This window comes from Actinocrinis sp., assembly GCF_035946395.1.
GTDB lineage: Bacteria > Actinomycetota > Actinomycetes > Streptomycetales > Catenulisporaceae > Actinocrinis.
Window position 1 is genome coordinate 1 of sequence record NZ_DASYZI010000412.1, and the last position, 24499, is coordinate 24499.

At 70.7% G+C, this 24499-nt stretch carries 25 protein-coding genes; 17 read left to right on the forward strand and 8 right to left on the reverse strand.

Features of this window, described 5'->3' with window-relative positions; all coding sequences use genetic code 11:
* Nucleotides 1-2: 2 nt before the first annotated feature.
* Nucleotides 3-377: an FKBP-type peptidyl-prolyl cis-trans isomerase gene (locus VGS97_RS25685; protein ID WP_326856224.1), complete on the reverse strand. Its 375-nt coding sequence runs from the start codon at nucleotides 375-377 to the stop codon at nucleotides 3-5.
* A 41-nt stretch (nucleotides 378-418) separates the two neighbouring features.
* Nucleotides 419-1507 carry a DUF3866 family protein gene (locus VGS97_RS25690; RefSeq protein ID WP_326856225.1) on the reverse strand — a complete coding sequence of 363 codons (1089 nt, stop codon included), beginning with the start codon at nucleotides 1505-1507 and terminating at the stop codon, nucleotides 419-421.
* 114 nt (nucleotides 1508-1621) lie between these two features.
* On the opposite strand from VGS97_RS25690, the gene VGS97_RS25695 reads away from it, so the two are divergent.
* The 10 genes from VGS97_RS25695 (at nucleotide 1622) to VGS97_RS25740 (ending at nucleotide 9914) form a co-directional block, all read left to right on the forward strand.
* Entirely contained in the window at nucleotides 1622-2668 is a 1047-nt protein-coding gene (locus VGS97_RS25695; RefSeq protein WP_326856226.1) for a YafY family protein, read from the forward strand.
* Nucleotides 2665-3651, forward strand: coding sequence for a helix-turn-helix transcriptional regulator (locus VGS97_RS25700; protein ID WP_326856227.1), 987 nt, complete (start codon nucleotides 2665-2667; stop codon nucleotides 3649-3651). The genes VGS97_RS25695 and VGS97_RS25700 overlap by 4 nt, the downstream gene beginning before the upstream one ends.
* A gap of 295 nt (nucleotides 3652-3946) precedes the next feature.
* A complete protein-coding gene (locus tag VGS97_RS25705) occupies nucleotides 3947-4174 on the forward strand; it encodes a hypothetical protein (protein ID WP_326856228.1) in 228 nt (75 codons plus the stop codon).
* An 88-nt stretch (nucleotides 4175-4262) separates the two neighbouring features.
* On the forward strand, nucleotides 4263-4484 hold the full coding sequence (locus VGS97_RS25710) for a twin-arginine translocase TatA/TatE family subunit (protein WP_326856229.1): 222 nt from the start codon (nucleotides 4263-4265) through the stop codon (nucleotides 4482-4484).
* Nucleotides 4485-4524: 40 nt separating this feature from the next.
* Nucleotides 4525-5427, forward strand: coding sequence for a twin-arginine translocase subunit TatC (gene tatC, locus VGS97_RS25715; RefSeq protein ID WP_326856230.1), 903 nt, complete (start codon nucleotides 4525-4527; stop codon nucleotides 5425-5427).
* Between the two features lie 13 nt (nucleotides 5428-5440).
* A complete protein-coding gene (locus tag VGS97_RS25720; protein ID WP_326856231.1) occupies nucleotides 5441-6355 on the forward strand; it encodes a diacylglycerol kinase in 915 nt (304 codons plus the stop codon).
* Nucleotides 6356-6417: 62 nt separating this feature from the next.
* Nucleotides 6418-6687: a type II toxin-antitoxin system prevent-host-death family antitoxin gene (locus tag VGS97_RS25725; RefSeq protein WP_326856232.1), complete on the forward strand. Its 270-nt coding sequence runs from the start codon at nucleotides 6418-6420 to the stop codon at nucleotides 6685-6687.
* Nucleotides 6680-6865, forward strand: a complete 186-nt coding sequence (locus tag VGS97_RS25730) for a hypothetical protein (RefSeq protein WP_326856233.1) — start codon at nucleotides 6680-6682, stop codon at nucleotides 6863-6865. Before VGS97_RS25725 ends, VGS97_RS25730 begins: the two co-directional genes overlap by 8 nt.
* Nucleotides 6847-7059, forward strand: a complete 213-nt coding sequence (locus VGS97_RS25735) for a hypothetical protein (protein ID WP_326856234.1) — start codon at nucleotides 6847-6849, stop codon at nucleotides 7057-7059. Before VGS97_RS25730 ends, VGS97_RS25735 begins: the two co-directional genes overlap by 19 nt.
* An 86-nt stretch (nucleotides 7060-7145) precedes the next feature.
* Nucleotides 7146-9914 carry a DEAD/DEAH box helicase gene (locus VGS97_RS25740; RefSeq protein ID WP_326856235.1) on the forward strand — a complete coding sequence of 923 codons (2769 nt, stop codon included), beginning with the start codon at nucleotides 7146-7148 and terminating at the stop codon, nucleotides 9912-9914.
* Between the two features lie 93 nt (nucleotides 9915-10007).
* Here VGS97_RS25740 and VGS97_RS25745 read toward each other — a convergent pair whose 3' ends face one another.
* The gene (locus tag VGS97_RS25745) at nucleotides 10008-12182 is read right to left on the reverse strand and encodes a hypothetical protein (protein WP_326856236.1); all 2175 of its coding nucleotides are present in this window, start codon (nucleotides 12180-12182) and stop codon (nucleotides 10008-10010) included.
* Nucleotides 12183-12539: 357 nt separating this feature from the next.
* On the opposite strand from VGS97_RS25745, the gene VGS97_RS25750 reads away from it, so the two are divergent.
* The 5 genes from VGS97_RS25750 to VGS97_RS25770 all read left to right on the forward strand — a co-directional run bounded on the left by VGS97_RS25750 (nucleotide 12540) and on the right by VGS97_RS25770 (nucleotide 15781).
* Entirely contained in the window at nucleotides 12540-12956 is a 417-nt protein-coding gene (locus tag VGS97_RS25750) for a helix-turn-helix transcriptional regulator (protein WP_326856237.1), read from the forward strand.
* Nucleotides 12957-12970: 14 nt separating this feature from the next.
* Nucleotides 12971-13777 carry a molybdate ABC transporter substrate-binding protein gene (gene modA / locus VGS97_RS25755; RefSeq protein WP_326856238.1) on the forward strand — a complete coding sequence of 269 codons (807 nt, stop codon included), beginning with the start codon at nucleotides 12971-12973 and terminating at the stop codon, nucleotides 13775-13777.
* A 61-nt stretch (nucleotides 13778-13838) separates the two neighbouring features.
* Nucleotides 13839-14630, forward strand: a complete 792-nt coding sequence (gene modB / locus VGS97_RS25760) for a molybdate ABC transporter permease subunit (protein ID WP_326856239.1) — start codon at nucleotides 13839-13841, stop codon at nucleotides 14628-14630.
* A 183-nt stretch (nucleotides 14631-14813) separates the two neighbouring features.
* Nucleotides 14814-15335 carry an ATP-binding protein gene (locus tag VGS97_RS25765; RefSeq protein ID WP_326856240.1) on the forward strand — a complete coding sequence of 174 codons (522 nt, stop codon included), beginning with the start codon at nucleotides 14814-14816 and terminating at the stop codon, nucleotides 15333-15335.
* 98 nt (nucleotides 15336-15433) lie between these two features.
* Nucleotides 15434-15781 (forward strand): DUF6191 domain-containing protein, encoded by a 348-nt coding sequence (locus tag VGS97_RS25770; RefSeq protein WP_326856241.1) that lies wholly within the window; start codon nucleotides 15434-15436, stop codon nucleotides 15779-15781.
* A 70-nt stretch (nucleotides 15782-15851) separates the two neighbouring features.
* On the opposite strand, the gene lon is transcribed toward VGS97_RS25770, so the two are convergent.
* From lon to VGS97_RS25785, 3 genes are all read right to left on the reverse strand, one after another.
* Nucleotides 15852-18239, reverse strand: coding sequence for an endopeptidase La (gene lon / locus VGS97_RS25775; RefSeq protein ID WP_326856242.1), 2388 nt, complete (start codon nucleotides 18237-18239; stop codon nucleotides 15852-15854).
* Between the two features lie 220 nt (nucleotides 18240-18459).
* Nucleotides 18460-18768 carry a 4a-hydroxytetrahydrobiopterin dehydratase gene (locus VGS97_RS25780; RefSeq protein WP_326856243.1) on the reverse strand — a complete coding sequence of 103 codons (309 nt, stop codon included), beginning with the start codon at nucleotides 18766-18768 and terminating at the stop codon, nucleotides 18460-18462.
* On the reverse strand, nucleotides 18758-20032 hold the full coding sequence (locus tag VGS97_RS25785; protein ID WP_326856244.1) for a M48 family metallopeptidase: 1275 nt from the start codon (nucleotides 20030-20032) through the stop codon (nucleotides 18758-18760). The genes VGS97_RS25780 and VGS97_RS25785 overlap by 11 nt, the downstream gene beginning before the upstream one ends.
* Nucleotides 20033-20129: 97 nt before the next feature.
* Here VGS97_RS25785 and VGS97_RS25790 point away from each other — a divergent pair, with 97 nt between their 5' ends.
* Nucleotides 20130-21914, forward strand: coding sequence for a GMC family oxidoreductase (locus VGS97_RS25790; protein ID WP_326856245.1), 1785 nt, complete (start codon nucleotides 20130-20132; stop codon nucleotides 21912-21914).
* 4 nt (nucleotides 21915-21918) lie between these two features.
* Here the strand turns inward: VGS97_RS25790 and VGS97_RS25795 are convergent, their stop codons facing one another.
* Together VGS97_RS25795 and VGS97_RS25800 are read right to left on the reverse strand one after the other, a co-directional pair.
* Entirely contained in the window at nucleotides 21919-22419 is a 501-nt protein-coding gene (locus VGS97_RS25795; protein ID WP_326856246.1) for a DUF3291 domain-containing protein, read from the reverse strand.
* 42 nt (nucleotides 22420-22461) lie between these two features.
* Entirely contained in the window at nucleotides 22462-23391 is a 930-nt protein-coding gene (locus tag VGS97_RS25800; protein WP_326856247.1) for a bifunctional helix-turn-helix transcriptional regulator/GNAT family N-acetyltransferase, read from the reverse strand.
* 157 nt (nucleotides 23392-23548) lie between these two features.
* On the opposite strand from VGS97_RS25800, the gene VGS97_RS25805 reads away from it, so the two are divergent.
* Nucleotides 23549-24430 carry an alpha/beta hydrolase gene (locus VGS97_RS25805; protein ID WP_326856248.1) on the forward strand — a complete coding sequence of 294 codons (882 nt, stop codon included), beginning with the start codon at nucleotides 23549-23551 and terminating at the stop codon, nucleotides 24428-24430.
* Nucleotides 24431-24499 lie beyond the last annotated feature (69 nt).

Genomic DNA, 24499 nt, shown 5'->3' on the forward strand with positions numbered 1-24499 from the left:
TGTCAGCTCACGCCGAGCAGGTCGACCACGAAGATGAGCGCCTCGCCCGGCTTGATGACCGGCGGGGCGCCGCGGTCGCCGTAGGCGAGGTGCGCCGGGATGGTCAGCTGCCGCCGGCCGCCGACTTTCATCCCTGCCACGCCGCGGTCCCAGCCCGCGATGACCCGGCCCTTGCCGAGCGGGAACTGGAACGGGGCGCTGCGGTTCCAGGAGGCGTCGAACTCCTCGCCGGTTGAGTGCGAGACCCCGACGTAGTGCACGGTCACGCTGTGCCCGGGGGCCGCTTCCGCGCCGTCACCCTCCCACAGATCCTTGATTTCCAGGTCGGCGGGCGCCGGACCCTCCGGGAAGTCGATCTCGGGCTTCTGTACAGACATCTCGGTGTTTCCTCTCGGTCGCGCTTTTCCCGCCTACTTTTTCACATCGCTCGTCCCGGCCCGCCCAGCAGACTCGCGGCTGCCCGTCCGGCCGCCGCGGCGGCGAGGAAGCTCGCCCGGTCGGCCGACAGGCCCCGGCCCATCGTGGACAGGCCGACCGGGCTCGCCGCCAGCGCCTCGTCCAGCCCGCGACAGTCGACTTCGCGCAGCGTGTGACGCGCCGTCAGTGTCCGTGCCTGCTCGCGTACCCCGTCCCAGAACGAGCCGGGTTCGGCCGGGACGGCCAACAGCGTGGGGCAGAGGGCGACCCGGCCGTACGCGGTCAGGCTGTGGTGGCTAAGCCCGCGATGCCGGCCGCGGGCGTCGGCTTCGGAAATCCGCAGCACGCCGACCGGACGGCCGCCGAGCACCCCTGCCGCGTTGACGGCCTCGCCGCAGGCCACGCCCGAAAAGCCCCAGCGCGTTCCGGTGCCGAGATTGCCGGGCCCCTGCGCGACGATCGCGACGTCCGCGTCCAGGACCAAGCGCGCTGAGAGCAGGCCGGAGTGCACCGTCACGGCCTCCACGTCGCCGCCGAACGCCTGACCCACGGTCACCGACCCGGCCAGCCAGCCCGCGTCGCGTAATCCCGCGGCGGTGCGAGAGAACCACAGCGGCAGCGCGCCGCCGTCGCTCATCACGTACACAATGCGGGTGCCCGGCCGATCGGCGAGGATCGCGGCGCACACGGCCGGCAGCGCCGAGTGCAGATCGGCGGTCACCACCGGCATCCCATCGAGTGAATCCGCGTCGCGCAACAGTTCGTGGTGCGGGGAGTGCTGCTCCTCCACTCCCAGCACGATGGCTTGTAGCGGCGTGTAGCGCGCCTTCACGAGGTGCCCCGGCCCGAGCGGGGAATCCTCCGGCAGGCGGTCGGGCAGGGCGACGACCAGCGCGTAGCCGCCGGTGCCCAGTTCCATCGTCTGCGCGGTCGTGTTGAGCAGGACTCTGTCGCCGATCGCGGGCTCGCCGGTCAGCAGCGGATAGGCCAGCGCCCTGACGGCCGCGCCGTCCACGTCGGCGGTCAGTTCGCGGGCGCCCCGCCAGGCGCGGCCGAGGGCGGTTACCCGCCCGGCTCGCCAGCTGATCACGGCGGCAGCCTATTCGGTATTGTGCGTCCTTTGGTACAGAAGCCCGCGCGGAGGCAGTAGCGTCGGAGTCGCACCGTCGGCACGGGGCGCAGGCGACTAGGAGGGAGTCGGCGAATGCCAGCGAGCAAGACCGAGCGGCTGGTCAACCTGGTGATCTGCCTGCTCGCCTCGCGGACCTTCGTGACGAAGGAACGGCTGCGCGCCACCTTGGAGCCGTACCGCAGCTGCCCGACCGATGAGGCTTTCGAGCGGATGTTCGAGCGGGACAAGGAGGAGCTGCGCGAACTGGGCATCCCGCTCGAAGTGGGCGCGGTCAGCGCGCTGTTCGAGGACGAGGTCGGCTATCGGATCGCGCCGGGGGAGTACGCCCTGCCGGAGTTGCGGCTGGAGCCGGACGAGGCGGCGGCGATCGGCGTGGCCGCGCGGTTCTGGCAGCAGGCGACCCTCGCGCAGGCGGCCTCCTCGGCGCTGCTCAAGCTCAAGGCGGCCGGCCTCGACATCGGCGAGGCCGCGCCCGCCGGGATCGAGCCGCGGGTGCGGGCCGAGGCCCCGGCCTTCGAGCCGCTGCTTGAGGCGGTCTACGACCGGCAGGTCGTGCGATTCTCCTACCGCAGGTCGGACGGCGAGGTGCGGATGCGCGAGGTCGAGCCGTGGACGATCGACTCCTGGCGCGGCCGCTGGTACCTGGCCGGGTACGACCTGGGCCGGGACGACGCGCGGGTCTTCCGGCTCGACCGGATCACCAGCCCGGTGCTGCTGACCGGCCGCCCGCCGGAGCACAAGGTGCCCGACCGGCTCGACGTGCGCGCGCAGGTGGACGCCTTCGCCATGAGCAGCAGCAGCGACCTCGGCCCGGCGACGCTCCGGGTGCGCAAGGGCACCTGCTTCCCGCTGCGCCGCGGCGCGACCTCGATCGTCGAGGGCGCCGACGGCTGGGACACCATCGTGATCACGTCGTATGCGGACACGGCCGGATGGCTGGCCGAGTACGGGCCCGATGTCGTGGTGCTTGAGCCGTCGTCCCTGCGCAAGGGCGTGATCGCGAAGCTGCGTGCCATCGCGCAGCCCAGGCCGGTCGCCCACGAGCACGAAGCGCCCGCGGCGGCACACGGCGGCAAGGGCAAGCAGCTGCGCGGCAAGCATTTGGAGGTCGCCTCGTGAGCACCGCGGTCTCGCAGGTCGAGCGGCTGCTGAACCTGGTCCCGTACCTGCTCAGCCACCCCGGCAGCACGGTGAGCGAGGTCGCCGAGGAGTTCGGCGTCACGGCGAAGCAGGTCGCCAAGGACCTCAATGTGCTGTGGTTCTGCGGCCTGCCCGGCGGTTTCGCGGACGACCTGATGGAGGCGCACGTTGAGGAGGGCGGCGCGATCCACCTGGAGAACGCCGCCGAGCCGATCGTGCGGCCGCTGCGTTTGTCCACCCGCGAGGCGGTGGCGCTGCTGGTCGCGCTGCGGGCGCTGGCGCAGGTGCCGGGCATCGCGGACCGCGACGCGCTGGACCGCGCGGTGGCCAAGCTGGAGAACGCCACCGGCGACTCGGCCCGGCTGGCCGAGCGGCTGTCGGTGGCCTTCGAGGCGCGCGATGTCGTCTTCGAGGCGGCGCAGCGGGCACTGGCCGAGAAGCGGCTGGTGCACCTGCGGTACTACGTGCCCTCGCGCGACGAGGTGACCGAGCGGGACGTCGACCCGATGCGCGTCGCGCTGCTGGCCGGGCGCGCCTACCTGGAGGGCTGGTGCCGGCTGTCCAAAGGCGTGCGGCTCTTCCGGCTCGACCGAGTGGTCGGGATCGAGGTGCTGGACCTGCCGTCCGAACCGCCGGCCGACGCCGTGGGCCTTGACCTCACCGAGCAGGCGCCCGCCACGGCACTGCGCGTGGACGAGGACGATCCGCTGGTGACGCTGGAACTGGCGCCGGAAGCCCACTGGGTGCCCGAGTACTACCCCTGCGAAAGCGTGCGCGAGGTCGGCGACGGCGATGGAAGGCTGCACGTGACGCTGCGCGCCGCCGATCCGGATCGGATCAGGAGGCTGGTGCTGCGGCTCGGCGGCGCGGCCCGGGTGCTGGCGCCGGAGTCATTCGTCGCGGAGGTCCGGGACACGGCCGCCGAAGCGCTGGCGGCGTACGGAGCGGACGCCACGGCGTGACGGCTGACAATCCCGCCAATCCCGCCTCGATGGTCAGGGCGCGGTGCGAGGACTGTGGACCACGTCTCGTCGAACTCTCCTCCGTACGGCTGCTCGGCCGAGGTGACCGCTGGGAGTACGCCTTTACGTGCACCGGCTGTGGCTCGCGTGTCCGGCGTACCGCCGATGCGGAGTTGCAGGCGGTGCTGCGAAGCGCCGGAGCCGCGGAGCTGACCGTTACCGTTCACGCACCCGACGAGGCAGCGCACCAACGCTCGCCTGGGCACCAGGACGCGCCCGCGCACCCGATAGGGTCATGACCGTGATGGTCTGGGTGATTGTCGGGGCGAGCCTCGCCGTCGCGGCGCTCGCCGCCATCGGCTACTTCGCGTTCGGCGTGTTCCGCGCGCTCAAGGGCCTGATGAAGGAAGTCGGCCGGGCGAGCAAGACGTTGTCCGAGGCCGCCGGCCCGATGCAGGCCGGGTTGGCCCAGATGCAGTCCGGCGACGGGACACGGCCCGGCGCCGCTGCGGCCGACCGTTGACAATATCCACAAGCCGCTGAAACCTTGATTCGGCGTGGCAGTCCATTCCGCCGCGCCCGCGGACCGGCCGTCGAAAGGGCGCGTCACGATGTTGCTCCGTGCTGAGGGACTTTTTCTGATCATCGTCCTCGGGCTGGTCTTCTTCGGCTGGAAGCGGCTGCCCGACGCGATGCGGAACCTGGGTAAGACGCGCCGTATCCTCAAGGCGGAGAGCCAGGCGCTGCGTGACGACGTCCCGGTGCCGCCGAAGCGCACCATCGTGGCGGATCCGGAAGACGTGGTCGACCGCGCGCCGGGCCAGCAGCGGTAATGCGGTTGTAATACCGACATGACCACGACGACGGGAGCGGGTGGCACGAGAGGTGGCTGGTAAGGCCGGACGCTCCGCGGACGACGCGGAGCGCATGCCGCTCATGGAGCACATCCGGGAACTGCGCGCCCGGTTGATCAAGGCGGCGCTCGCGATGCTGGTCGCCGCGATCGTCGGCTTCATCTACTACCGCAACGTCGTGCACGTCCTGGAAGCCCCCATCTGCAACATCAAGGGCATCTCCGGCGTCGGGCGGCCTTCAGCGGACTGCGCCAACGGCGTTCTGGTGCTGCAAGGGCCGAGCGCCGGCATCACCCTCGCCTTCAAGATCGCCATGTTCTCCGGGGTGGTGCTGGCCGCGCCGGTCTGGATGTACCAGCTGTGGGCGTTCCTGGCCCCCGGGCTGTACAAGAAGGAGAAGAAGTACAGCCTCACCTTCGTCGGTACCGCGATCCCGCTGTTCGTCGCGGGCGCCGCGCTGTGCTACTACTTCTTCCCGACCATCCTGCGCGTCCTGATGGGCTTCGTGCCGCGCGGCGTCGCGGCGCAGTTGCCGCTGGACCAGACACTGGTCTTCTTCTTACAAATGATGATCGTCTTCGGTACCTCGTTCGTGCTGCCGCTGATCCTGGTGCTGTTCAACTTCATCGGGATCCTCAGCGGCGCGCGGATGCGCCAGTACTGGCGCATCGTGGTGCTGCTGATCTTCGTCTTCGCGGCCATCGCGGTGCCCACCGGCGACCCGGTCGGCATGAGCGTGCTGGCGATCCCGATCTGCGTCCTGTACTTCGGCGCCATCGGCGTCGCGCTGCTCAACGACAAGCGCCGGGCAGCGCGGCGGGCCGCCGACCCGATCCACCAGCTCTCCCCGGACGAGGCCTCGCAGCTCGACCTGAGCCCGGCCCCGGTCGAGAGGGCGAGCAGCCTCGAAGACATCTCGTGACGACGGCCGGCCGGTGAGCGCCGGCGAGGCGCTCGCACTCGTCGTCAACCCCACTTCGGGCAAAGGCCGTGGCCGTGCCTACGGTGATAGGGCACGCGCCGTCCTCACGGCTGCCGGACTCGACGTCCGGTTCATCGTCGGACGCGACGCCGACGATGCCGCGAAGCAAGCCCGCGTGGCACTCGACGACAACGCCGCCGCACTCGTCGTCACCGGCGGCGACGGCATGGTCAGCCTCGGCCTGCAACTGGTCGCCGGCACCGGCACCCCGCTCGGCGTCATCCCCGCTGGCACCGGCAACGACGTGGCGCGCTTCCTCGGCCTGCCGCTGCGCGACCCGGAAGCGGCCGCCCGCATCGTGGCGGCCGGACGCACCGGCGCGTTCGACCTCGGCCGGATCAGCGGCCCCGGCTCCCTTACGCCACGCTGGTTCGGCACCGTGATGGCCTGTGGCCTCGACTCGAAGGTCAACGAGCGGGCGAACCGGATGCGCCGCCCGCGCGGCTCGTCCCGCTACGTCCTCGCCCTGCTGGCCGAACTCGGCCCGTTCCGGGCGATCCCGTTCGCCCTCGACACGGACGGCACGCACGCCGAACTGAACGGCATGCTGGTCGCGGTCGGCAACGGCCCGAGCTACGGCGGCGGCATGCGAATCTGCCCGCAGGCCGACGTGCACGACGGTCGCTTCCAGATCACCGTGGTCGACGAGGTCACCAAGCCGACCCTGCTGCGCATCTTCCCCGGCGTCTATTCCGGCCGCCATGTCAAGCACCCTAAGGTACGCGTGCAGCACGCCGCCGAGGTCGCGCTGTCCAGCGCGCCCGGGCAGACCGTCTCGATCTGGGCCGACGGCGAGTGGGCCGGAGTGCTGCCCGCGCGCATCGAGACCGTGCCCGGAGCCTTGCTCGCCTACGTCCCCGCGCCCTGACCTGGCCCGAGCCCACGTCAGCCAGCGTGTCACGCTGGGGAGCAGCACACTACGCTACGCATATGAACGTTACAACCACGCAGCGTACTATCACCCAGCGCGAATTGCGCAATGAGAGCGCTGCGATCATGGATGCCGTCGAGGCCGGCGAGACGATGATCGTCACTCGCAACGGCGTCCCCGTCGCCCACCTCAGCCCGATCAAGCGTTATCGGCTCACGCCGATCAGCGAACTGCGCCAGGCATTCGCGGCAGGTCCCGATCCCGACTACGCATCGATGCGCGCCGACATCGATGCGTTCTTCGGCGAGGATCGGATCGGCGATGAGTGAAGCAGGCCGGCTGCCCGCCGGCGTGCTTGACACCTGCGTGTTCATCGACCTTCAGAAGATTCCCGACGAGGCGCTGCCGATGAGCGCGGGCGTCGCGACCGTCACGCTGGCGGAACTCGCGATGGGGTCCATCTGGCCACGGACCGTTTCGAGCGTTCAGTGCGGATCACGCGCCTGATCTCGGCAGAGGCCAATTTCGAGCCGCTGCCCTTCGACGCGAACGCGGCGAACGCCTACGGCGCCCTGGTGGCCCTGGTGGTCGCGCTCGGCCGCAATCCCAAGCCACGCAAGTACGACCTCATGATCGCAGCCACGGCGATGGTCAATGGGCTGCTTCTGTACACTCGCAACGTCGACGACTTCAAGACCTGAAATCGCAGCTGACTGTTGTTCCGGTGTAGAACCGGCGGTTGGGAAACGATCAGCGGCTTGTCTGAGGTGTCGCCTAGGATTGGAGCATGACCTCGCCCGCCGAGCGGTACGCCGCCGCCCGCCGTCGTCAGGCCGAAGAGCGGACCGAGCTGCACGGGTTCGCCAAGCTCTACTCCTTCGGTCTCGACCAGTTTCAGTTCGACGGGTGCTCAGCCCTCGAAGAGGGGCACGGGGTGCTGGTCGCGGCGCCGACCGGGGCGGGCAAGACCGTCGTCGGTGAGTTCGCCGTGCACCTGGCGCTCGCCCGGGGACGCAAGTGCTTCTACACCACCCCGATCAAGGCCCTGTCGAACCAGAAGTACACCGACCTGGTCAGGCGGCACGGCCCGGCGAAGGTCGGCCTGCTGACCGGGGACAACTCGATCAACGGGGACGCGCCGGTGGTGGTGATGACCACCGAGGTGCTGCGCAACATGCTCTACGCGGGCTCCGAGGCGCTCGACGGGCTCGGCTACGTGGTCATGGACGAGGTCCACTACCTCGCCGACCGCTTCCGCGGCGCGGTCTGGGAGGAGGTGATCATCCACCTGCCCGAGTCGGTGCAGCTGGTGTCGCTGTCCGCGACCGTCTCCAACGCCGAGGAGTTCGGCGAGTGGCTGGCGACCGTGCGCGGCGAGACGAAGATCATCGTCTCCGAGCACCGGCCGGTGCCCCTCTGGCAGCACGTGCTGGCCGGCGGCAGGCTCTACGACCTGTACGCCGGAGCGGACCCGCACGAGGCGGACGTGGCGCGGGTCAACCCCGAGCTGGTGCGCTTCGCCCGGGAGGGGGAGCGCTTCGGCTACGCGCCGCGCAGCGGGCGGGCCGGCGGGCGTAACGGCCGCCCGCGCCGGATGCCCCCGCCGCCGAGCCGGGTCGACGTCGTCGAGCGCCTCGACGCGGCCGGGCTGCTGCCCGCGATCACCTTCATCTTCTCCCGGGCCGGCTGCGACGCCGCGGTGCACCAGTTCCTGCGTTCCGGGGTGCGGCTGCTGACCGACGAGCAGCGCATCCAGGTGCGCGCGCACGTCCTGGAGCGCTGCGCCGACCTGCCCGCCGAGGATCTCAATATCCTGGGATACCACGACTTCGTCGACGGCCTGGAGCGCGGGGTCGCCGCGCACCACGCCGGGATGCTGCCGACGTTCAAGGAGATCGTCGAGGAGCTGTTCGCGGCCGGGCTGGTCAAGGCGGTGTTCGCCACCGAGACCCTGGCCCTCGGCATCAACATGCCGGCCCGCAGCGTGGTGCTCGAATCGCTGGTCAAGTGGAACGGCGAGGCGCACGCCGACATCACGCCCGGCGAGTACACGCAGCTGACCGGCCGCGCCGGGCGGCGCGGCATCGACGTCGAGGGCCACGCGGTGGTGGTCTGGCGGCCGGGCCTCGATCCGCGCGCGCTGGCCGGCCTGGCGTCCACGCGCACGTATCCGCTGCGCTCCTCCTTCAAGCCGTCGTACAACATGGCGGTCAACCTGGTCGGGCAGGTCGGCAAGGTGCGCGCCCGCAACCTGCTGGAGAGCTCGTTCGCGCAGTTCCAGGCCGACAAGGGGGTGGTCGGCCTCACCCGGCAGCTGCGCCGTAACCGTGAGGCGCTTGAGGGTTACCGCGAGGCGATGACCTGTCATCTCGGCGACTTCGACGAGTACATGGGCCTGCGCAGGTCGCTGGCCGACCGCGAGGCGGAGCTCTCCCGCGAGGGCGCCGGCCAGCGCCGCGCCGCCGCCGCGTCGGCCCTCGAATCGCTCAAGACCGGCGACATCATCGTCGTGCCGGCCGGGCGCAAGGCCGGGCTGGCGGTGATCCTCGACCCGGGCCTGGACGCCGGGCGCGACGGCCCGCGGCCGCGCGTGCTCACCGCGGGTCGGGAGGTCGCGACGCTCTCGCTGCTGGACTTCCCGGTGCCGGTCGAGCCGACCGGCTGGATGCGCATCCCGAAGACCTTCAACCACAAGTCCCCGCAGTCCCGCCGCGACCTGGCCGCGACGCTGCGCACCAAGGCCGGGGTCGGCGACGGCGACAAGCCGCCGCGCCCGCATCGGCAGCGCTCGGCCGCCGCGGACGACGAGGAGATCGCCCGGCTGCGCAGGGCCCTGCGCGCCCATGCCTGCCACGGCTGCGAGGACCGGGAGAACCACGCCCGCTGGGCCGAGCGCTACCACCGGCTTGAGCGGGAGACCGAGGGTCTCGACAAGCGTGTCAAGGGTCGTACGCACTCGATCGCGCGCACCTTCGACCAGGTCTGCTCGGTGCTCGCGGTGCTCGGCTACCTCGACGGGGAGAAGGTGACCGCCGAGGGCAGGCGGCTGGCCCGGATCTACTCCGAGCTCGACCTGCTGGCCGCCGAGTGCCTGCGTGAGGGCGTGTGGGACGGCCTGGGCCCGGCGGAACTGGCGTCGGCGGTCTCCCTGCTGGTCTACGAGGCGCGCAACGCCGAGGACTACGGCCCGCCCCGGCTGCCGAAGGGCAACGCGCGCGAGGCGATCGAGCGGATGGGGAGGCTGTGGCTGACCGTGCACGAACTTGAGGGCGACCACGCGGTGGACTTCCAGCGCGAGCCGGACGCCGGGTTCGCGTGGGCGGCGTTCCAGTGGGCGAGTGGGCAGCGGCTGGACACGGTCCTTGAGGAGGTCGGCCTGCCCGCGGGCGACTTCGTGCGCTGGTGCAAGCAGCTGATCGACCTGCTCGGCCAGCTCGCCGACGCGGCGGGCACCCTGGCGTCGCAGAACTCGGACTCGGCGCGGATCCGGGACACGGCCAGGGCCGCCGTGGACCTGCTGCGCCGCGGCGTCGTGGCCTACTCGTCGGTCGGGTGATCCAGACCGCGCGTGGCGGCCGGATCACCCGTTCGGCAGGTCACTCGTTCGGTAGGGCGTTCGGCGGGAGACTTCCGGCTCGGTAGGACGCTCTCAGGAGGACGAACCGCGTCGGCCCTGGCCTCGCTGCCTCGGCCGGCGCTGGTACAGCAGTGAGGCGAAGAGCACGACCAGGGCCGCACCCAGGGCCCAGAGCACCTGCGGGCTCATGGGGTCGAAACCGCTGTCCGCCATCGGATCCGGCCCGGACAGGGCGCTGTTCGGGTTCCTCGCCGCCCCGGCGTGTTCGTGCTCGAAGCCTGCGACGCTGATCGGCGTGCTGGTGACCGCCGCGACCGGTTGGGTTCCGGCCGCCGCCTTTCCGGCTGCGGTGCCCGGTCCGCCGTTGCTTCCCGTTCTGCTTCCGACTGAACCGGCAGCGGGAGCGGACGTGGACGCAGGTGTGCTCGACGGCGGCTGGTCCGGCTTCGTCGGCTGCGATGGCTGGTTGGGCGTGTCCGAGGAGGCGGGGGCGGCTGCGTTCGTGCTCGGCGATACTGCGGCGCCCGGACGGCTATTGGGGTCGTCGCTGCCGCCAGTGCTCTGCGTTGGCGCCGGGCTGCTCTTGGCCGGCTCCGGCGAGTGCGAAGGAGTGCGCGACGGCTCGGCCGTGGGCGTGACAGGACTCGTACTCGGGCTGCCCGACGGCGAAGCACTCGTGCTTGCGCCGGCATGGGCGCTTGCGCTGGGAGTGGGGGTCGGGCCGACGTCCACTTGGTCGAACGTCGCGTCCACGGCGACCCCGTTCGCGTCCGTCTTCAGGTGCACCGGATTGCGTACGTTCAGCAACTGCTCGCAGCCGAGATTGACGTACGACTGCTGAAGCCGCTGCGCCAGGAACGTGAACAGGTTCGAGGCGGCGCCTGGGTCGGGCGACGACGTCGTGTCGGTCAGGCTCCTGTCGAGCCTGGTGCGCATGACGCCGATCGTGCGCAGGTTGGCGCAGTACTGCGCCGCGGAACCGGAGGCCTGCGACAACGGGGGTTGATCCACCCCGGCGCGGTAGAGGTCTGTCTTGGTGTCGCTGGCGGCGCCGCCGTTGTCGAGGACCATCGGGTCGTCGACCGGCACCAGCGCGATCGGCGCCGCCTGGTGTGCCGCGGCCTGCAACTCGTTGAGGCCGAGGCCGGTGGCCTGGAACCCGGGGTTCGCCAGGTCCGGCGCGGTGAACGGCGTGCAGTCGAGGGCCGGGTCGACGAAGTGGTCGAGCAGCAGGTTGTCACTGCCGTTGGCCATCACCGCCAGCGTCTTCCCGGCCAGCTTCCCGGCGGCCGACCGGGTGTTCTGCGCGGTGCGTCCGTCGGGCAGGACCAGGTACGTCGTGGTCATGTTGTCGCTCTGGTCCTGGTCCACGATGCCGAAGTCGCGCGTCGTCGGGCAGGCCTTGCCGTCGGCGGCGTCGCCGAGCGGCGGCACCGTGATCTCGCCCTTCGCGATCGCCGTGTTGGCGGCGGCGAAGAAGGCGGGAGCATTGCAGTAGGAGAACTGCCCGAACGGCGAGTTGTCCGTGCCGTTGACGCAGGATCCGGCCTTCACGCCGCCACCGGTGAGCGCCAGCACGTTGCCGTTGAACCCGAACCAGAGGGCGACGACCGCGTTCGCGGGCAGCGCCGGGACGGTCGGCGCGACGGCCGGCTGCATGCCGGCGTCGACAACCAGCGGGTCGTAGACGGACAGGTGGCCGGTAGCGGGATCGAGTACGAGCCCTTGCACGAAGGCGGCGGTGCCCGAATCCGACTCGTGGCACGCTTGGCCGCCGCCGGACAGCACGAAGGGCGTGGCAAGCCCCTGAGCCGTCAACGGCTGTTCAGGCACCTGTAGCGTGCACGTCGGCTGCGGCGCGGCTGGTATGGCGGGCGCGTTGGCCGGAGCGGCGAACGCGGCGACGGCGCCGCCTACCGCCAACGCCAGGGCGAGCGGCCCGGCTTTCGCGATGCGGCCGGACAAGTGGGGCCTGGCGGGCTCGTCGGCGGTGGTTCGCCGCCGTCCGCGGGTACGCGGCCTGCTCGCGCCGCGTTGCGCGGCGGAACGCTCGAAGCCGGTCGAGTCGTTGTTTGTCAGGTCGCTGTATGTCAGGCCATTGTGTGCCGTGTCGTTGAGTCTTTGCCCGTTGGCATCAAAGCCGTTGCCATGGCTGCCGTAGTCGTCGGCGCGCGCTCGGCGTCTGCCGACGTAGTCGTACGCCCCGGCCTCCCGGCTCCCGGCCGGTTTGCGTGTATGCCCAGACATGATGCGACCCCTCGCAGTCCGGTCGCCGTGCGGCGCAGCTGATCAGGGCGCTGCAACCGCGGCAGGCGCTTTCGGCGTCAAACCCTGCCAGTCCGAACGTTCGGGGCGACAGCCCTTCTCTGAAAATATTACGTTCGAATAAACATCCCGATGGATTGTCAAATCGGGGTTTTCCGCTCACCTCCGGCCGAATCGGTCGGCCCTGTCACGCTCGGTGATGTCCCGTTTCCATGCGGATTCCATCCGGAGGCGGCTTCGTGTACGCCGATGGCATCTGCGTGGTGTGAGGATCATAATGCCTTGCAGATGCAAGTGGATCACGGCTTTCTCCTGGCAGGTGCTGGGTAGACTGTGCGTGTGACGACGTTCCGGATCGGCGAAGCCGCCGAATTGCTGGGCGTGAGCCCGGACACGGCACGCCGCTGGATCGACTCCGGGCGGCTTCCGGCGGCGCGCGACGAGCACGGGCACCGCACGATCGCGGGCAGCGACCTGGCCGTCTTCGCGCTGACTCTGGCCGATACCGACGAGCGCGAGCGGTTCGGAGCGCTCTCGTCGGCGCGCAACCGGTTCCGCGGCATCGTGACCCGCGTCGTGCGCGACGGGGTCATGGCCCAGGTAGAGATCCAGGCCGGGCCGCACCGCGTCGTGTCGCTGATGAGCCGCGAGGCCGCCGACGAGCTCGCGCTCGAACCCGGTGTGGTCACCGTCGCCGTCGTCAAGTCCACCAACGTCGTCGTCGAGCGCGCGGACGCGTCGCCCGCGCACGGATGAAAAAGGGGCAGGCCATGACCGGAGCGCGAGCCATGGCGGCGGCAGTCGTCGCCATGGGGCTGATCGCCGTCGCGGGATGCAGCTCAAGCTCGGATACGAACCCTGCGGCGAGCGTGTCGTCGAGCGGCGCGGGCGGTCCCGCTCTCTCCGGCACGGTGACGGTGTTCGCGGCCGCGTCGCTGAACAAGACGTTCACCACGCTGGGCAAGCAGTTCGAGGCCGCGCACCCGGGCGTCACGGTCAAGTTCTCCTTCGGCGGCAGTGACACGCTCGCCGCGCAGATCACCCAGGGCGCCCCGGCGGACGTGTTCGCGGCGGCCAGCACGACCACGATGGGCACCGTGACCAAGGCCGGCGATGTGATCGGCGCGCCGATGGTGTTCGTGAAGAACGAACTGGAGATCGCGGTGGCGCCGGGCGACCCGCTCAAGATCCAGAGCCTCGCCGATCTGGTCAAGCCCGGAGTCAAGGTGGCGCTGTGCGCGCCGACGGTGCCCTGCGGCGCGGCCGCGAAGAAGGCGCTGGCCGCCGCGAACGTCAAGCTGACGCCGGTGACGTTGGAGCAGGACGTCACCAGTGCCCTGACGAAGGTCGAACTCGGCTCGGTCGACGCGGCGATGGTCTACCACACGGACGTGGCGGGGGCCGCCGGGAAGGTGGACGGCGTTCCGTTCCCCGAGGCCGCTTCGGCGATCAACACCTATCCGATCGCCGTGCTCAAGAACGCGCCGGACCCGATCGCTGCCCAGGCCTTCGAGGCGTACGTGCTGTCCAGCGAGGGCGAGAGCGTCCTGTTGCAGGCAGGCTTCATCAAGCCGTGAGTAGTGCGAAGCCGTTTGTGAGTTCGCGGCGATAAGCGTCGGCGATGATCATGGATGAGTGATGAGTAAGGCCGATCGGTCACATGTGGCGCTGTACGTTCCGGCGCTCGTCGGTCTGGGCTTCCTCGTCCTGCCGGTCGTGGGGCTGCTCGCGAAGACTCCGTGGCGTGAGCTGCCCGCACTGCTCGCCGCGGGCGACTCGTGGACGGCCCTGCGGCTGTCGCTGGAGACCGCGACGCTCGCCACCGGCGTCTCGCTGGTCCTCGGCGTTCCGCTGGCCTGGCTGCTGGCCCGCACGCGCGTGCCCGCCCGGCGGCTGGTGCGGGCGCTGGTGACGGTGCCGCTGGTGCTGCCGCCGGTCGTCGCGGGCATCGCGCTGCTGCTGGTGCTCGGGCGGCAGGGGCTGGTCGGCGGCTGGCTCGACCGGGAGTTCGGGGTCACGCTGCCTTTCACCACGCCCGGCGTCGTCGTCGCGGAGTCGTTCGTCGCCCTGCCGTACCTGGTGGTGTCCGTCGAGTCGGCGCTGCGCCTGGCCGACCCTCAGCTGGAGGAGGCCGCGGCGACGTGCGGGGCGAACCAGTGGCAGATCTTCCGCTGGGTCACGCTGCCGATCGTCGCCCCGGGCGTCGCCGCGGGGGCGGCGCTCGCCTGGGCCCGCGCGCTCGGCGAGTTCGGCGCGACCATCACGTTCGCCGGAAACTTTCCCGGCACGACGCAGACGATGCCGCTGGCCGTGTACCTCCAACTCGAACAGGATCCGCAGGCGGCGATCGCGTTGAGCCTGGTCCTGCTCGTGGTGTCGATCGCGGTGCTCGCGGCGCTGCGGGACCGGTGGTGGACGGGGGTCCGCTGACGAGCCGGAACATGCCTGTAAGCATGCCGAATGGCATCCACAGGTGATTGTCAAGTCGCTCTGCGTGAAAGATTGGTCTAGACCTTGACGTTTTGCCGTAGGTAGCGCACAGTGACCCATGACGGTACTTGGAACTGGCGATCGAGTGCGGCGATCACGCGAGTGGAACCGAGGTGATCGGCCGTGCGGCGCGAGGCACGCCGACTGGCCCGGCGGATGCTGATTGCGGTCGGGCCGTCCTTCTCGACCTACGTCCCGGATCGGGCGTGGCGCGTCATACCGACACCGCTCGACCGCTTCGTGGTCACGGCGCTTCCCGGCCCCACCGCGGTCGCCGACGCGCGCAGGCTGACCGTGCGGACCCTCGACCGCTGGGGCTTGGCCGAACGCTCCGCGGACGCGGCGGTCGTCGTCAGCGAGCTCGCCGGTAACGCATTCCGGCACGGACGCGGCCCGGTACGCCTCGTGTTGCACTGCGAAGCCTCGGCGCTCGGCCCGGCGGCCGCCTGCACGATACGCGACGCGGGCCGGTGGACCGGCGCGCAGATACCCGACCGCGCCGCCGTAGAGGCCGCGATGTGCGACGAAGGCGGACGCGGCCTGTACATCGCCAGGGAACTGGCCGACTCGTTGACCGTACGTGCGACCCGCTATCGTCCGGGGACCGCGGTCACGGCGACTTTCACGAACTGGGGCGCCGCGTAGCGGCTCGCGGCAGCAAGTTTCATGGTGCAGGGTTCCGCGACGATCACTTCAAGCCGCGGCCCGTATCGCGCAAGTCGGGCACCCTGTACCTTGATGAGGTGAGCATCTTCTTCGACTTGTTCAGCTCGGGCAATCGGCATCGCACCGAGGAGTTGCGCCGGTTGGAGAACACCCGCGAAGAGGAGGCACAGGGGGAGCTCCACCGCGGCCCGATCGATCTGAACTCCGGCAGCGTCGTGATTCGCGTCCCGGCCAAGGAACCCGCCGTTGAGGACGACGACACCGCAGACGACGACAGCGCGCACAATGACGCTGTGCACAATGACAGCGCGCACAATGACACCGCGCACAATGACGTCGTGCACGACGACGCAGCGGACGCCGCCAAAGATGAGACCACAGACGACGTCGCCGCCGCTCTCGCGAGGGAGAACGGCGGCGACTGACGTGGTCTGGCTGGTCCGGCCGACTCGTCGTCGGCCGGCGGCAGGACGCCGATAGGCAGCTCGCGGCGCGTTACGCGGCCGCTGCGACCAGCTTCGTCGCACCAGCGGGGGAGAGGGCCAGGTTCAGCACCTCGCGCACGTCGGAGACCAGGTGGATCTCCAGTGCGTCACGCACCTCGCCGGGAACGTCGTCCAGATCCGGCTCGTTGCGCTTCGGCAGTAGCACCGTGGTGGCCCCGGCGCGCTGCGCGGCCAGCAGCTTCTGCTTGACCCCGCCGATCGGCAGTACCCGTCCGGTCAGCGAAACCTCACCGGTCATCGCCACCTCGGCGCGTACGGGCCGGCCGGAGAGAAGCGAGCCGAGAGCGGTCACCATCGTCACGCCGGCGCTCGGGCCGTCCTTCGGAACGGCGCCGGCGGGCACGTGGATATGTACGCCGCGCTCCTTGAGATCGCCGACCGGGAGCTCAAGCTCCGCGCCGTGCGAGCGCAGGTAGGACAGCGCGATCTGCGCCGACTCCTTCATGACGTCGCCGAGCTGCCCGGTAAGGCTCACGCCGGTCGGGCCGGTCTCCGGGTCGGCCAGCGAGGCCTCGACGAACAGCACCTCGCCGCCCGCGCCGGTCACCGCCAAGCCGGTGGCCACGCCCGGAACCGCGGTGCGTTCCGCCGTCTCCGGGGTGTGCCGCGGTCGGCCGACGTACTCGCGCAGGTCGTCCGGACCGACGCTGATCGGCAGCTCCAGCGCGCCGGTCGCGTGCTTGGCCGCCACCTTGCGCAGCACCCGGGCGATCGACCGCTCCAAGTCGCGCACGCCGGACTCGCGCGTGTACTCGGCGGCGAGCCGACGGATGGCCGTGTCGTCGAACACGACCTCGTCGCCGGTCAGCCCGGCGCGGTCCAGCTGACGGCGCAGCAGATGGTCGCGGGCGATGACGACCTTCTCGTCCTCGGTGTAACCGTCGAGCCGGACCAGTTCCATCCGGTCCAGCAGCGGGCCCGGGATCGATTCGAGCACGTTCGCCGTGGCCAGGAACACCACGTCGGACAGATCGAGGTCGACCTCCAGGTAGTGGTCGCGGAAGGTGTGGTTCTGCGCCGGGTCGAGTACTTCGAGCAGCGCCGCGGTCGGGTCGCCGCGGTAATCCGCGCCGACCTTGTCGATCTCGTCGAGCAGGATCACCGGGTTCATCGTCCCGGCCTCCCGGATCGCGCGCACGATCCGGCCGGGCAGCGCGCCGACGTACGTACGCCGGTGGCCGCGGATCTCCGCCTCGTCCCGGATGCCGCCGAGCGCGACACGGGTGAACTTGCGGCCCATGGCGCGGGCCACCGACTCGCCGAGCGAGGTCTTGCCGACCCCGGGCGGGCCGACCAGCGCCAGCACCGCGCCGGAGCGGCGGCCCTCCACGACGCCCAGGCCGCGGTCGGCCCGGCGCTTGCGCACGGCCAGGTACTCGACGATGCGGTCCTTCACGTCGTCGAGCCCCGCGTGGTCGGCGTCCAGGACGGCGCGCGCGGCGGGGATGTCGTACGCGTCCTCGGTGCGCTCGTTCCACGGCAGTTCGAGCACGGTGTCCAGCCAGGTGCGGATCCAGCCGACGTCCGGGGCCTGCTCGCCGCCGCGCTCCAGCTTGTCGACCTCCTTCAAGGCGGCCTCGCGCACCTTCTCGGGCAGGTTCGCGGCCTCGACCCGGGCGCGGTAGTCGTCCTTCTCGTCGGCCGGGCGGCCGTCCAACTCGGCCAGCTCCTTGCGGATGGCCTCCAGCTGACGGCGCAGCAGGAACTCGCGCTGCTGCTTCTCCATGCCCTCGTTGACGTCGTTGCGGATCGTCTCGGCGACTTCGAGCTCGGCGAGTTGCTCGCGGGCCCAGCCGAGCACGGTCTCCAGCCGTTCGGCCGGATCGGTGGTCTCCAGCAGCGAGATCTTCCGTTCCAGCGTCAGGTACGGCGCGTATCCGGCGGAGTCGGCCAGCGCCGAGGGGTCCTCGATCTGCCGGATCACGTCCACGACCTGGAACGCGCCGCGGTGTTGCAGGATCTTGACGGCGACCTCGCGGTAGGCCTCGGCCAGCTCGCGGGCGCGGTCGGTGGCGGGCGGCTCGGGCAGGATCTCCGCCTGCACCCACAGCGCCGCGCCCGGTCCGGTGGTGCCGCGGCCGATCTTGGCCCGGCGGGTGCCGCGCACCACGGCGACCGCCTGGCCGCCGCGCAGCCGCCCGGTCTGCTCGACGACGGCGAGCGTGCCGTAAGCGGCGTACTTGCCGTCCGGGCGCGGCACCAGCAGCAGTTCGGGGGAGTCGCCGGCAGGTGGTGCCACAGCTTCGGCGCGTGCGGCGTCGACGGCGGCGCTGACCTCGCGGTCGGTCAGGTCGAGCGGCACGACCATGCCGGGGAGCACCACCGCGTCGTCGAGCGGCAGGACCGGCAGGGCTCGGGTGGTCGGGGCGATGGCCATCGGGCAACTCCTAGCAGACGCGGGTTGAGTCTGCTCTGCTCAACTTCGGCCGCGCCCCGGGTGTTCCGCACAGCCGCGCTGTTCGCTGTGGGCGAGCAGCGCAGCGCGGCGCACGGATGCTAGCGCCCTGCGCCGACAGTCCGCCGCATAAGAAAGTCGGTCATCCGCGCCCGGCTGGATGCGGGGGCCGGTTTCTGCGGCGGACTGCCGACGCAGGACACTAACGAGCCGCTGGCTGCGTCGAGATCGCCGCGTTGATCTGCGCGGCAAGCTCGATGTCGGCCATGGTGATCTTGCCGCCGGCGTCGTGGGTGCTCAGCGTGAAGCTCAGGTTCCGCCAGCGGATGTCGATGTCAGGATGGTGGCGCGCCTGCTCGGCCAGTACAGCGACCACGTTCACCAGGTGGATCGCCCCGGGGAAGTCCTCGGCCTGGTAGGTCCGGTGGATCGTGTCGCCCTCCCTGGTCCAGCCGCCGAGCTTGCCGAGCAGGTGGTCGACGAGGTCCGGTTCGAGCGGCTCATTGGCCATCAGTTCCTCCGAGGGAGTCGGGCTGTGCTGGTTGGGGCGCATTGGGCTTCGGCGCCGGTCGGGGCGCTGCGGGCTTCGATACGGGGTCGGGCGCTGCGGGCCGCGGCAGGTCGACGGGTACCCCGTGCCGCGCGGCCCACCTGCGGGCGTGCGCTATCCGTGCCGGAATCGCAGGGTGCGTGCCGAACCAGGCCTGGGCCAGCGGATGGGGTTCGAGGTCGGAGATGCCGCGCACTGCGAGGTTGCGCCAAGTGGCGACGACCGCGCTCGGGTCGCGGGTCAGGTCGAGCGCGTACTGGTCGGCGCGCGCCTCGACATGCCGGCTGTACGCGTTGAACCACGGGGCGCCGAGCATGCCGAGCACTGTACCGATTGCGACGACCAGCGCGAGGGAGCGCGGATCGGTCGCGGACGGCGTGCCCGCGGCGTCGAGCAGGCCCCGCCAGCGTAGTGCGGCGGCCAGCAGCAGCGTGCCCGCGACCATGCCCGCGGCGCTGATCGCGGTGCCGGTCACCACGTCGCGCCGGGCGGCGTGACCGAGTTCGTGCGCGCAGATCGCGGCGATCTGGTCGGGCCCGGCCTGCTCGATCGTGGTGTCCCAGACCACGACGCGGCGGGTCCGGCCCATCCCGGAGACGTAGGCGTTCATCGAGTTGGTGCGCCGGGAGGCGTCGCTGACCAGGATGTCGCGCACGGTCACGCTGGTCTGCGCGGCCACGCTCAGCAGCCGGTCGCGCAGCGGGCCGTCCGGCAACGGCCGGAAGCGGTTGAACAAGGGCTCGAAGACGACCGGCACCAGGAAGGAGAGCACGAACACCAGCGCCACCGCGGCCAGCGCCGCCGGGATCCACCAGGTCCCCGGCAGCGTGCGGATCAGCGCGAACAGGCCGAGGCTGACCCCGCCGAGCATGACCGCGCCGATCAGGAAGCCCTTGGCCTCGTCGGCCCAGAACAGCCGCCACGACCGGTTCGACAGCCCCCACCGGCGGTTGACGACCTCCGAGCGGGCCACGATCGGCAGCCCGGCCAGCGTGAGGACGAGGTCGAGCGCGACCGCCCCGAGCAGCGCGGTCGCGATCCAGCCGCCGCCCGCGAGCGAACCGGCGCCGTGCGCCAGATCCGCGCCGAGCCGGGTGAACCCGAGCAGGCAGACCGCCGCGAAGCCGACCCCCGCCGAGGCCAGGCGCAGCGGCAGCACCGCGCGCTTGCGGCGCCGTGAGCGCGCGACTTGGTCCTCGGTGAAGTCCTCCAGCAGTTCCGGCACGCTGCAAGTGTCTCGCTCTTTCCCGCCGGACGACGGCTCGTGCACCGATCGTCGCTGCTCGGTGACAAAGTTACCGCCTGGTAGTACCGTCCCGGTCATGGCGGGCACGGCGGCTCTCGGCGGCGAGGGCGAGGGCGCATTCGACGGCGACAGCGACGGCAGCGGCGGCGGTCACGACTACGACTACGACGTGCTGGTGATCGGCTCCGGCTTCGGCGGTTCGGTGACCGCCCTGCGGCTGACGGAGAAGGGCTACCGCGTCGGCGTGCTCGAAGCGGGGCGCCGGTTCGCCGACCACGAGTTCGCGAAGAACTCCTGGCATCTGCGGGACTTCCTGTTCGCCCCCGGGCTCGGCCTGACCGGCATCCAGCGCATCCACCGCCTCGACGACGCGCTGATCCTGGCCGGCGCGGGCGTCGGCGGCGGCTCGCTCGTCTACGCCAACACGCTGTACAAGCCGCCGCGCGCGTTCTTCGAGGATCCGCAGTGGCGTGACGTGACCGACTGGGAGAGCGAGCTCGACGCGTACTATGACCAGGCGCGGCGCATGCTCGGCGTCGTGACGTACCACCGCGTGACCCCGGCGGACGAGGAACTGCGGCGCGTCGCCGAGCAGATGGGTTTCGGCGAGACCTACCACCAAGCCCCGGTCGGCGTCTTCTTCGGCCGAAGCGGCGAGGCGCCCGGCACCGAGGTCTCCGACCCCTTCTTCGGCGGCGTCGGCCCGAGTCGGTGCACCTGCACCGAGTGCGGCGAATGCATGACCGGTTGCCGGCACAACGCCAAGAACACTCTGGTCAAGAACTACCTCTATCTCGCCGAACGCAACGGCGCGCAGGTTCATTCGCTGACCACGGTCACTGACGTCACCCCGCTCGACCGCGGCGGTTACCGGGTGAGCGTCCGCCCCACTGTCGGCCGTCGGCGGGGGCGCGACGTCCGCAAGGCGTTCACCGCGCGGCAGGTCGTCTTCTCCGCAGGGGCGTACAACACTCAGCGGCTGCTGCACAGGATGCGGGCGACCGGCAGGCTGCCTGCGCTCTCCGCCGCGCTCGGCAGGCTCACCCGCACCAACTCCGAGGCGCTGCTCGGCGTGTCCACGCGCGACCGCAGCAAGGACTTCACCGAAGGCGTCGCCATCACCTCGTCCGTACACCCTGACGCGCACACTCACATCGAGCCGGTGCGTTACGGCAAGGGCAGCAACGCGATGGGCCTGCTGCGCGCACCGCTGACCGACGGCGGCGGCCGGGTGCCGCGGGTATTCAAGGCGATCGGCGTGGTGCTGCGTCATCCGGGTCAAGTGCCGGTGTTATTCAGCACGCGCAGGTTCGCCGAGCGCACGGTGATCCTGCTGGTGATGCAGCCGCTCGACAACTCGCTGACGGTGTATCCGAAACGGACGCTCACCGGCCGCGTGAAGATCCGCAGCCGCCAGGGACACGGCGAGCCGAACCCCACCTGGATCCCCGCCGCCAACCAGGCCGCGCGGCTGATGGCGGACAACCTGCGCGGCGCCCCCGGCGGCACGGTGGGTGACCTGCTCGGCTCGCCGATGACCGCGCACATCATCGGTGGCGCGGTGATCGGCGCCGATCCAGCCACCGGCGTCGTCGATCCCTACCACCGCGTGTTCGGGTACGAAGGGCTGCACGTGGTCGACGGCGCCGCCGTCCCGGCGAACCTCGGCGTCAATCCGGCGCTGACGATCACCGCGATGGCCGAACGAGCGATGGCCTTCTGGCCCAACAAGGGCGAGGCCGATCAGCGACCCCACCCGGACGAGGCGTACCGGCGGATCGATCCGGTTGCGCCGCGTCATCCGGTAGTGCCCAAAGCTGCTCCCAGCGCGCTGCGTTTACCGATCGTCGGCGCGTCCTGAGCGCTCAGGTGAGAGGCGTGTAATCGGCGCCTGACGCGGGTGCGGGGAACGTATCGGCGAGTGCGAATGCGTACGGCGTCGAGCCGTGCTTACGCAGATGCTCAAGCCGCTCGCGCGCCTCGACGAGGTCGGGCCGATGCCCGGTCGGCACCCACCACAGTACGGTGACCGCTTCAGCCAGCCGCTCGAACCACTCACGGCGCCGCTTCAGGTACGAGCGATGTCCTTCGTCGTACACGAACGCACGCAGCAGTTCTGGCGACTGCCACACGGACATGTTCACCAGGATCCAGTCGTCCAGTTCCTCGAACATGCGGAACGTCGTCGAGTCGTCGGTGTCCTCGTCCTTCAGCCGCCACACGAAGCCGGGCGCGGCCTCCGCCCGCGCGTTGATGTGCTCAAGGCCGTTGCTGAAGTCGGCCATCAGCGGCGTGTCCAGCGGCGCCAGGATGCGCCCGATGTTCACTTCCGCAAGTTCGTACCCGTACCCGTTCCCCTCGGTCATGTGGCCAAAGGTAGCCACCGTACTGATTCTGTGGCGTGTCGATTACAGGCCCATCGACCAGAGCTGCTCACCGAGCGCGGGCGCGAACGTGTCGCCCTCGGTCTCCTCGACGAGCGCGAATCCGGCCTTGCGGTAGATCCGCGCCGCGTCGCGCTGCATTTCGGTCGTGAACAAGACGATGCGCCGGTACCTCGCCTGCCGCGCGAAACGCACGCACTCCTCGACCAGCCGCCCGCCGATGCCCAAGCCGCGCGTGCTCGGTTCGACCAGCAGAAGCCGCAGCTGAGCCGTGTCCTCGTCGCGCCTGACGCAGAAGATCGAACCGACCGGCGCTCCGTCCGCCTCGGCGATCCACGCGTTCTCACGCCGCGGATCGTGCTTCTCGACGTAGTCGGCCACCACGCGCGCGCAGTAGGCCTCGATCGCGTGGTTCCAGCCGAGCTCCTCGGCGTAGAGGGCGCCGTGCCTGCTGACCACCCAGCCATAGTCGCCGGGCCGCGCCGGACGCAGGATGTACGCGGCCCGGCGCGGCTCGCCGCCGAGTAGCTCGCGGATCGTGTTCATCGCGTCGGTCAGCCGCTGCGTCTGCTCGGGTGTCAGTGACTTGAGCAGCTCGCGCACCTGGTTGTTTGAGCGCTGATCCAGCAGCGTGAAGGCGCCGCGCCCGGTTTCGGTCAGCGTGACGGTCTGCCGTCGCGCGTCGATCGTCGAGGGACGCCGGGTGACCAGGCCGTCCGCCTCGAACCTGGCGAGGATCCGGCTGAGGTAGCCCGCGTCCAGGTCGAGCGCGCGGCGCAGGTCCGCACTGTCGGCGCTGCCGTACTGGTTCAGCTCGAAGACGATCCGTGCCTCGGCCATCGAGTACGGGGTGCCGAGCAGCCCCTCGCGCAGCACGCTGAGCTGGGCCGTGTAGAACCGGGTGAAGGCGCGCACGGCGGCCACCGGGTCGGCGTCGCTTTCGGCGTTTGTCATCATTGACTCCAGCAAAGAACTCGTTGACGTAGTCAACTATGCCGGTGCCGCCGCATGGAGTCCAGCGGTTGCGCCGCGCGAGACGCGGGGTCGTGCGCGGCGGCCGATCGGCTGCGATGATTCGGGTACGCAGCCGACACCGGCGGGAGGAGCGTCCATGCCCCGGGCCAAGGCCAACGGCATCGAACTCGAATACGACACCTTCGGCGACCCGGCGGATCCGGCGCTGTTGCTGATCATGGGCCTGGCTAGTCAGCTGATCTCCTGGGATCCGGAGTTCTGCGGGCTGCTGGCCGGGCGCGGCTACTTCGTGATCCGCTTCGACAACCGCGACATCGGCCTGTCCACCGAGTTCGGCCACCTGCCCACGCCCGACCTGTACGCCATCCTCACCGGCGACCTGAGCACCGCGCCGTACGTCATGGCGGACATGGCGCAGGACACCGCCGGACTGCTCGACGCGCTCGGCATCGAGCGGGCACACGTGGTCGGCGCGTCGATGGGCGGGATGATCGCGCAGGAACTGGCGATCAAACACCCGGAGCGCGTGCTGTCGCTGTGCTCGTTCATGTCGAACACCGGTGACGGCAAGAACGGCCTGCCGTCGCAGGAGGCGTTGGCCGCCGTGAACGCGCCGCGCGGCGCCGACCGCGCGGAAGCGATCGAGCGTACCGTCAACGTTCTGCGGATCATCGGCTCGGCCACGCCCGAGTACGCCGTGACCGACGAGTGGCGGTACGCGCGCGCCACCCGGATCTACGACCGCTCGTACCGGCCGGACGGCGGTGCGCGCCAGGTGGCCGCGATCGCCGCCTCACCGGACCGGACCGAGGCGCTCGGCTCGTTGCCGATGCCCGTGCTCGTGATGCACGGCGACCAGGATCCGCTGGTCGACGTCAGCGGCGGCTACGCCACCGCGGCGGCCGTTCCCGGCTGCGAGCTGATCGTCTTTCCGGGACAAGGACACGACCTTCCCCGGCCGCTGTGGCCCGCATTCGCCGACGCGATCGTGCAGAACGCGCGGAAGGCCGCGGCCTGAAGCGCGCCGTGAAGTCTGTGGCCTGACGGCGGTATCCCGGCCGACCGCGCCGCCGGTCTGGCAGACTCG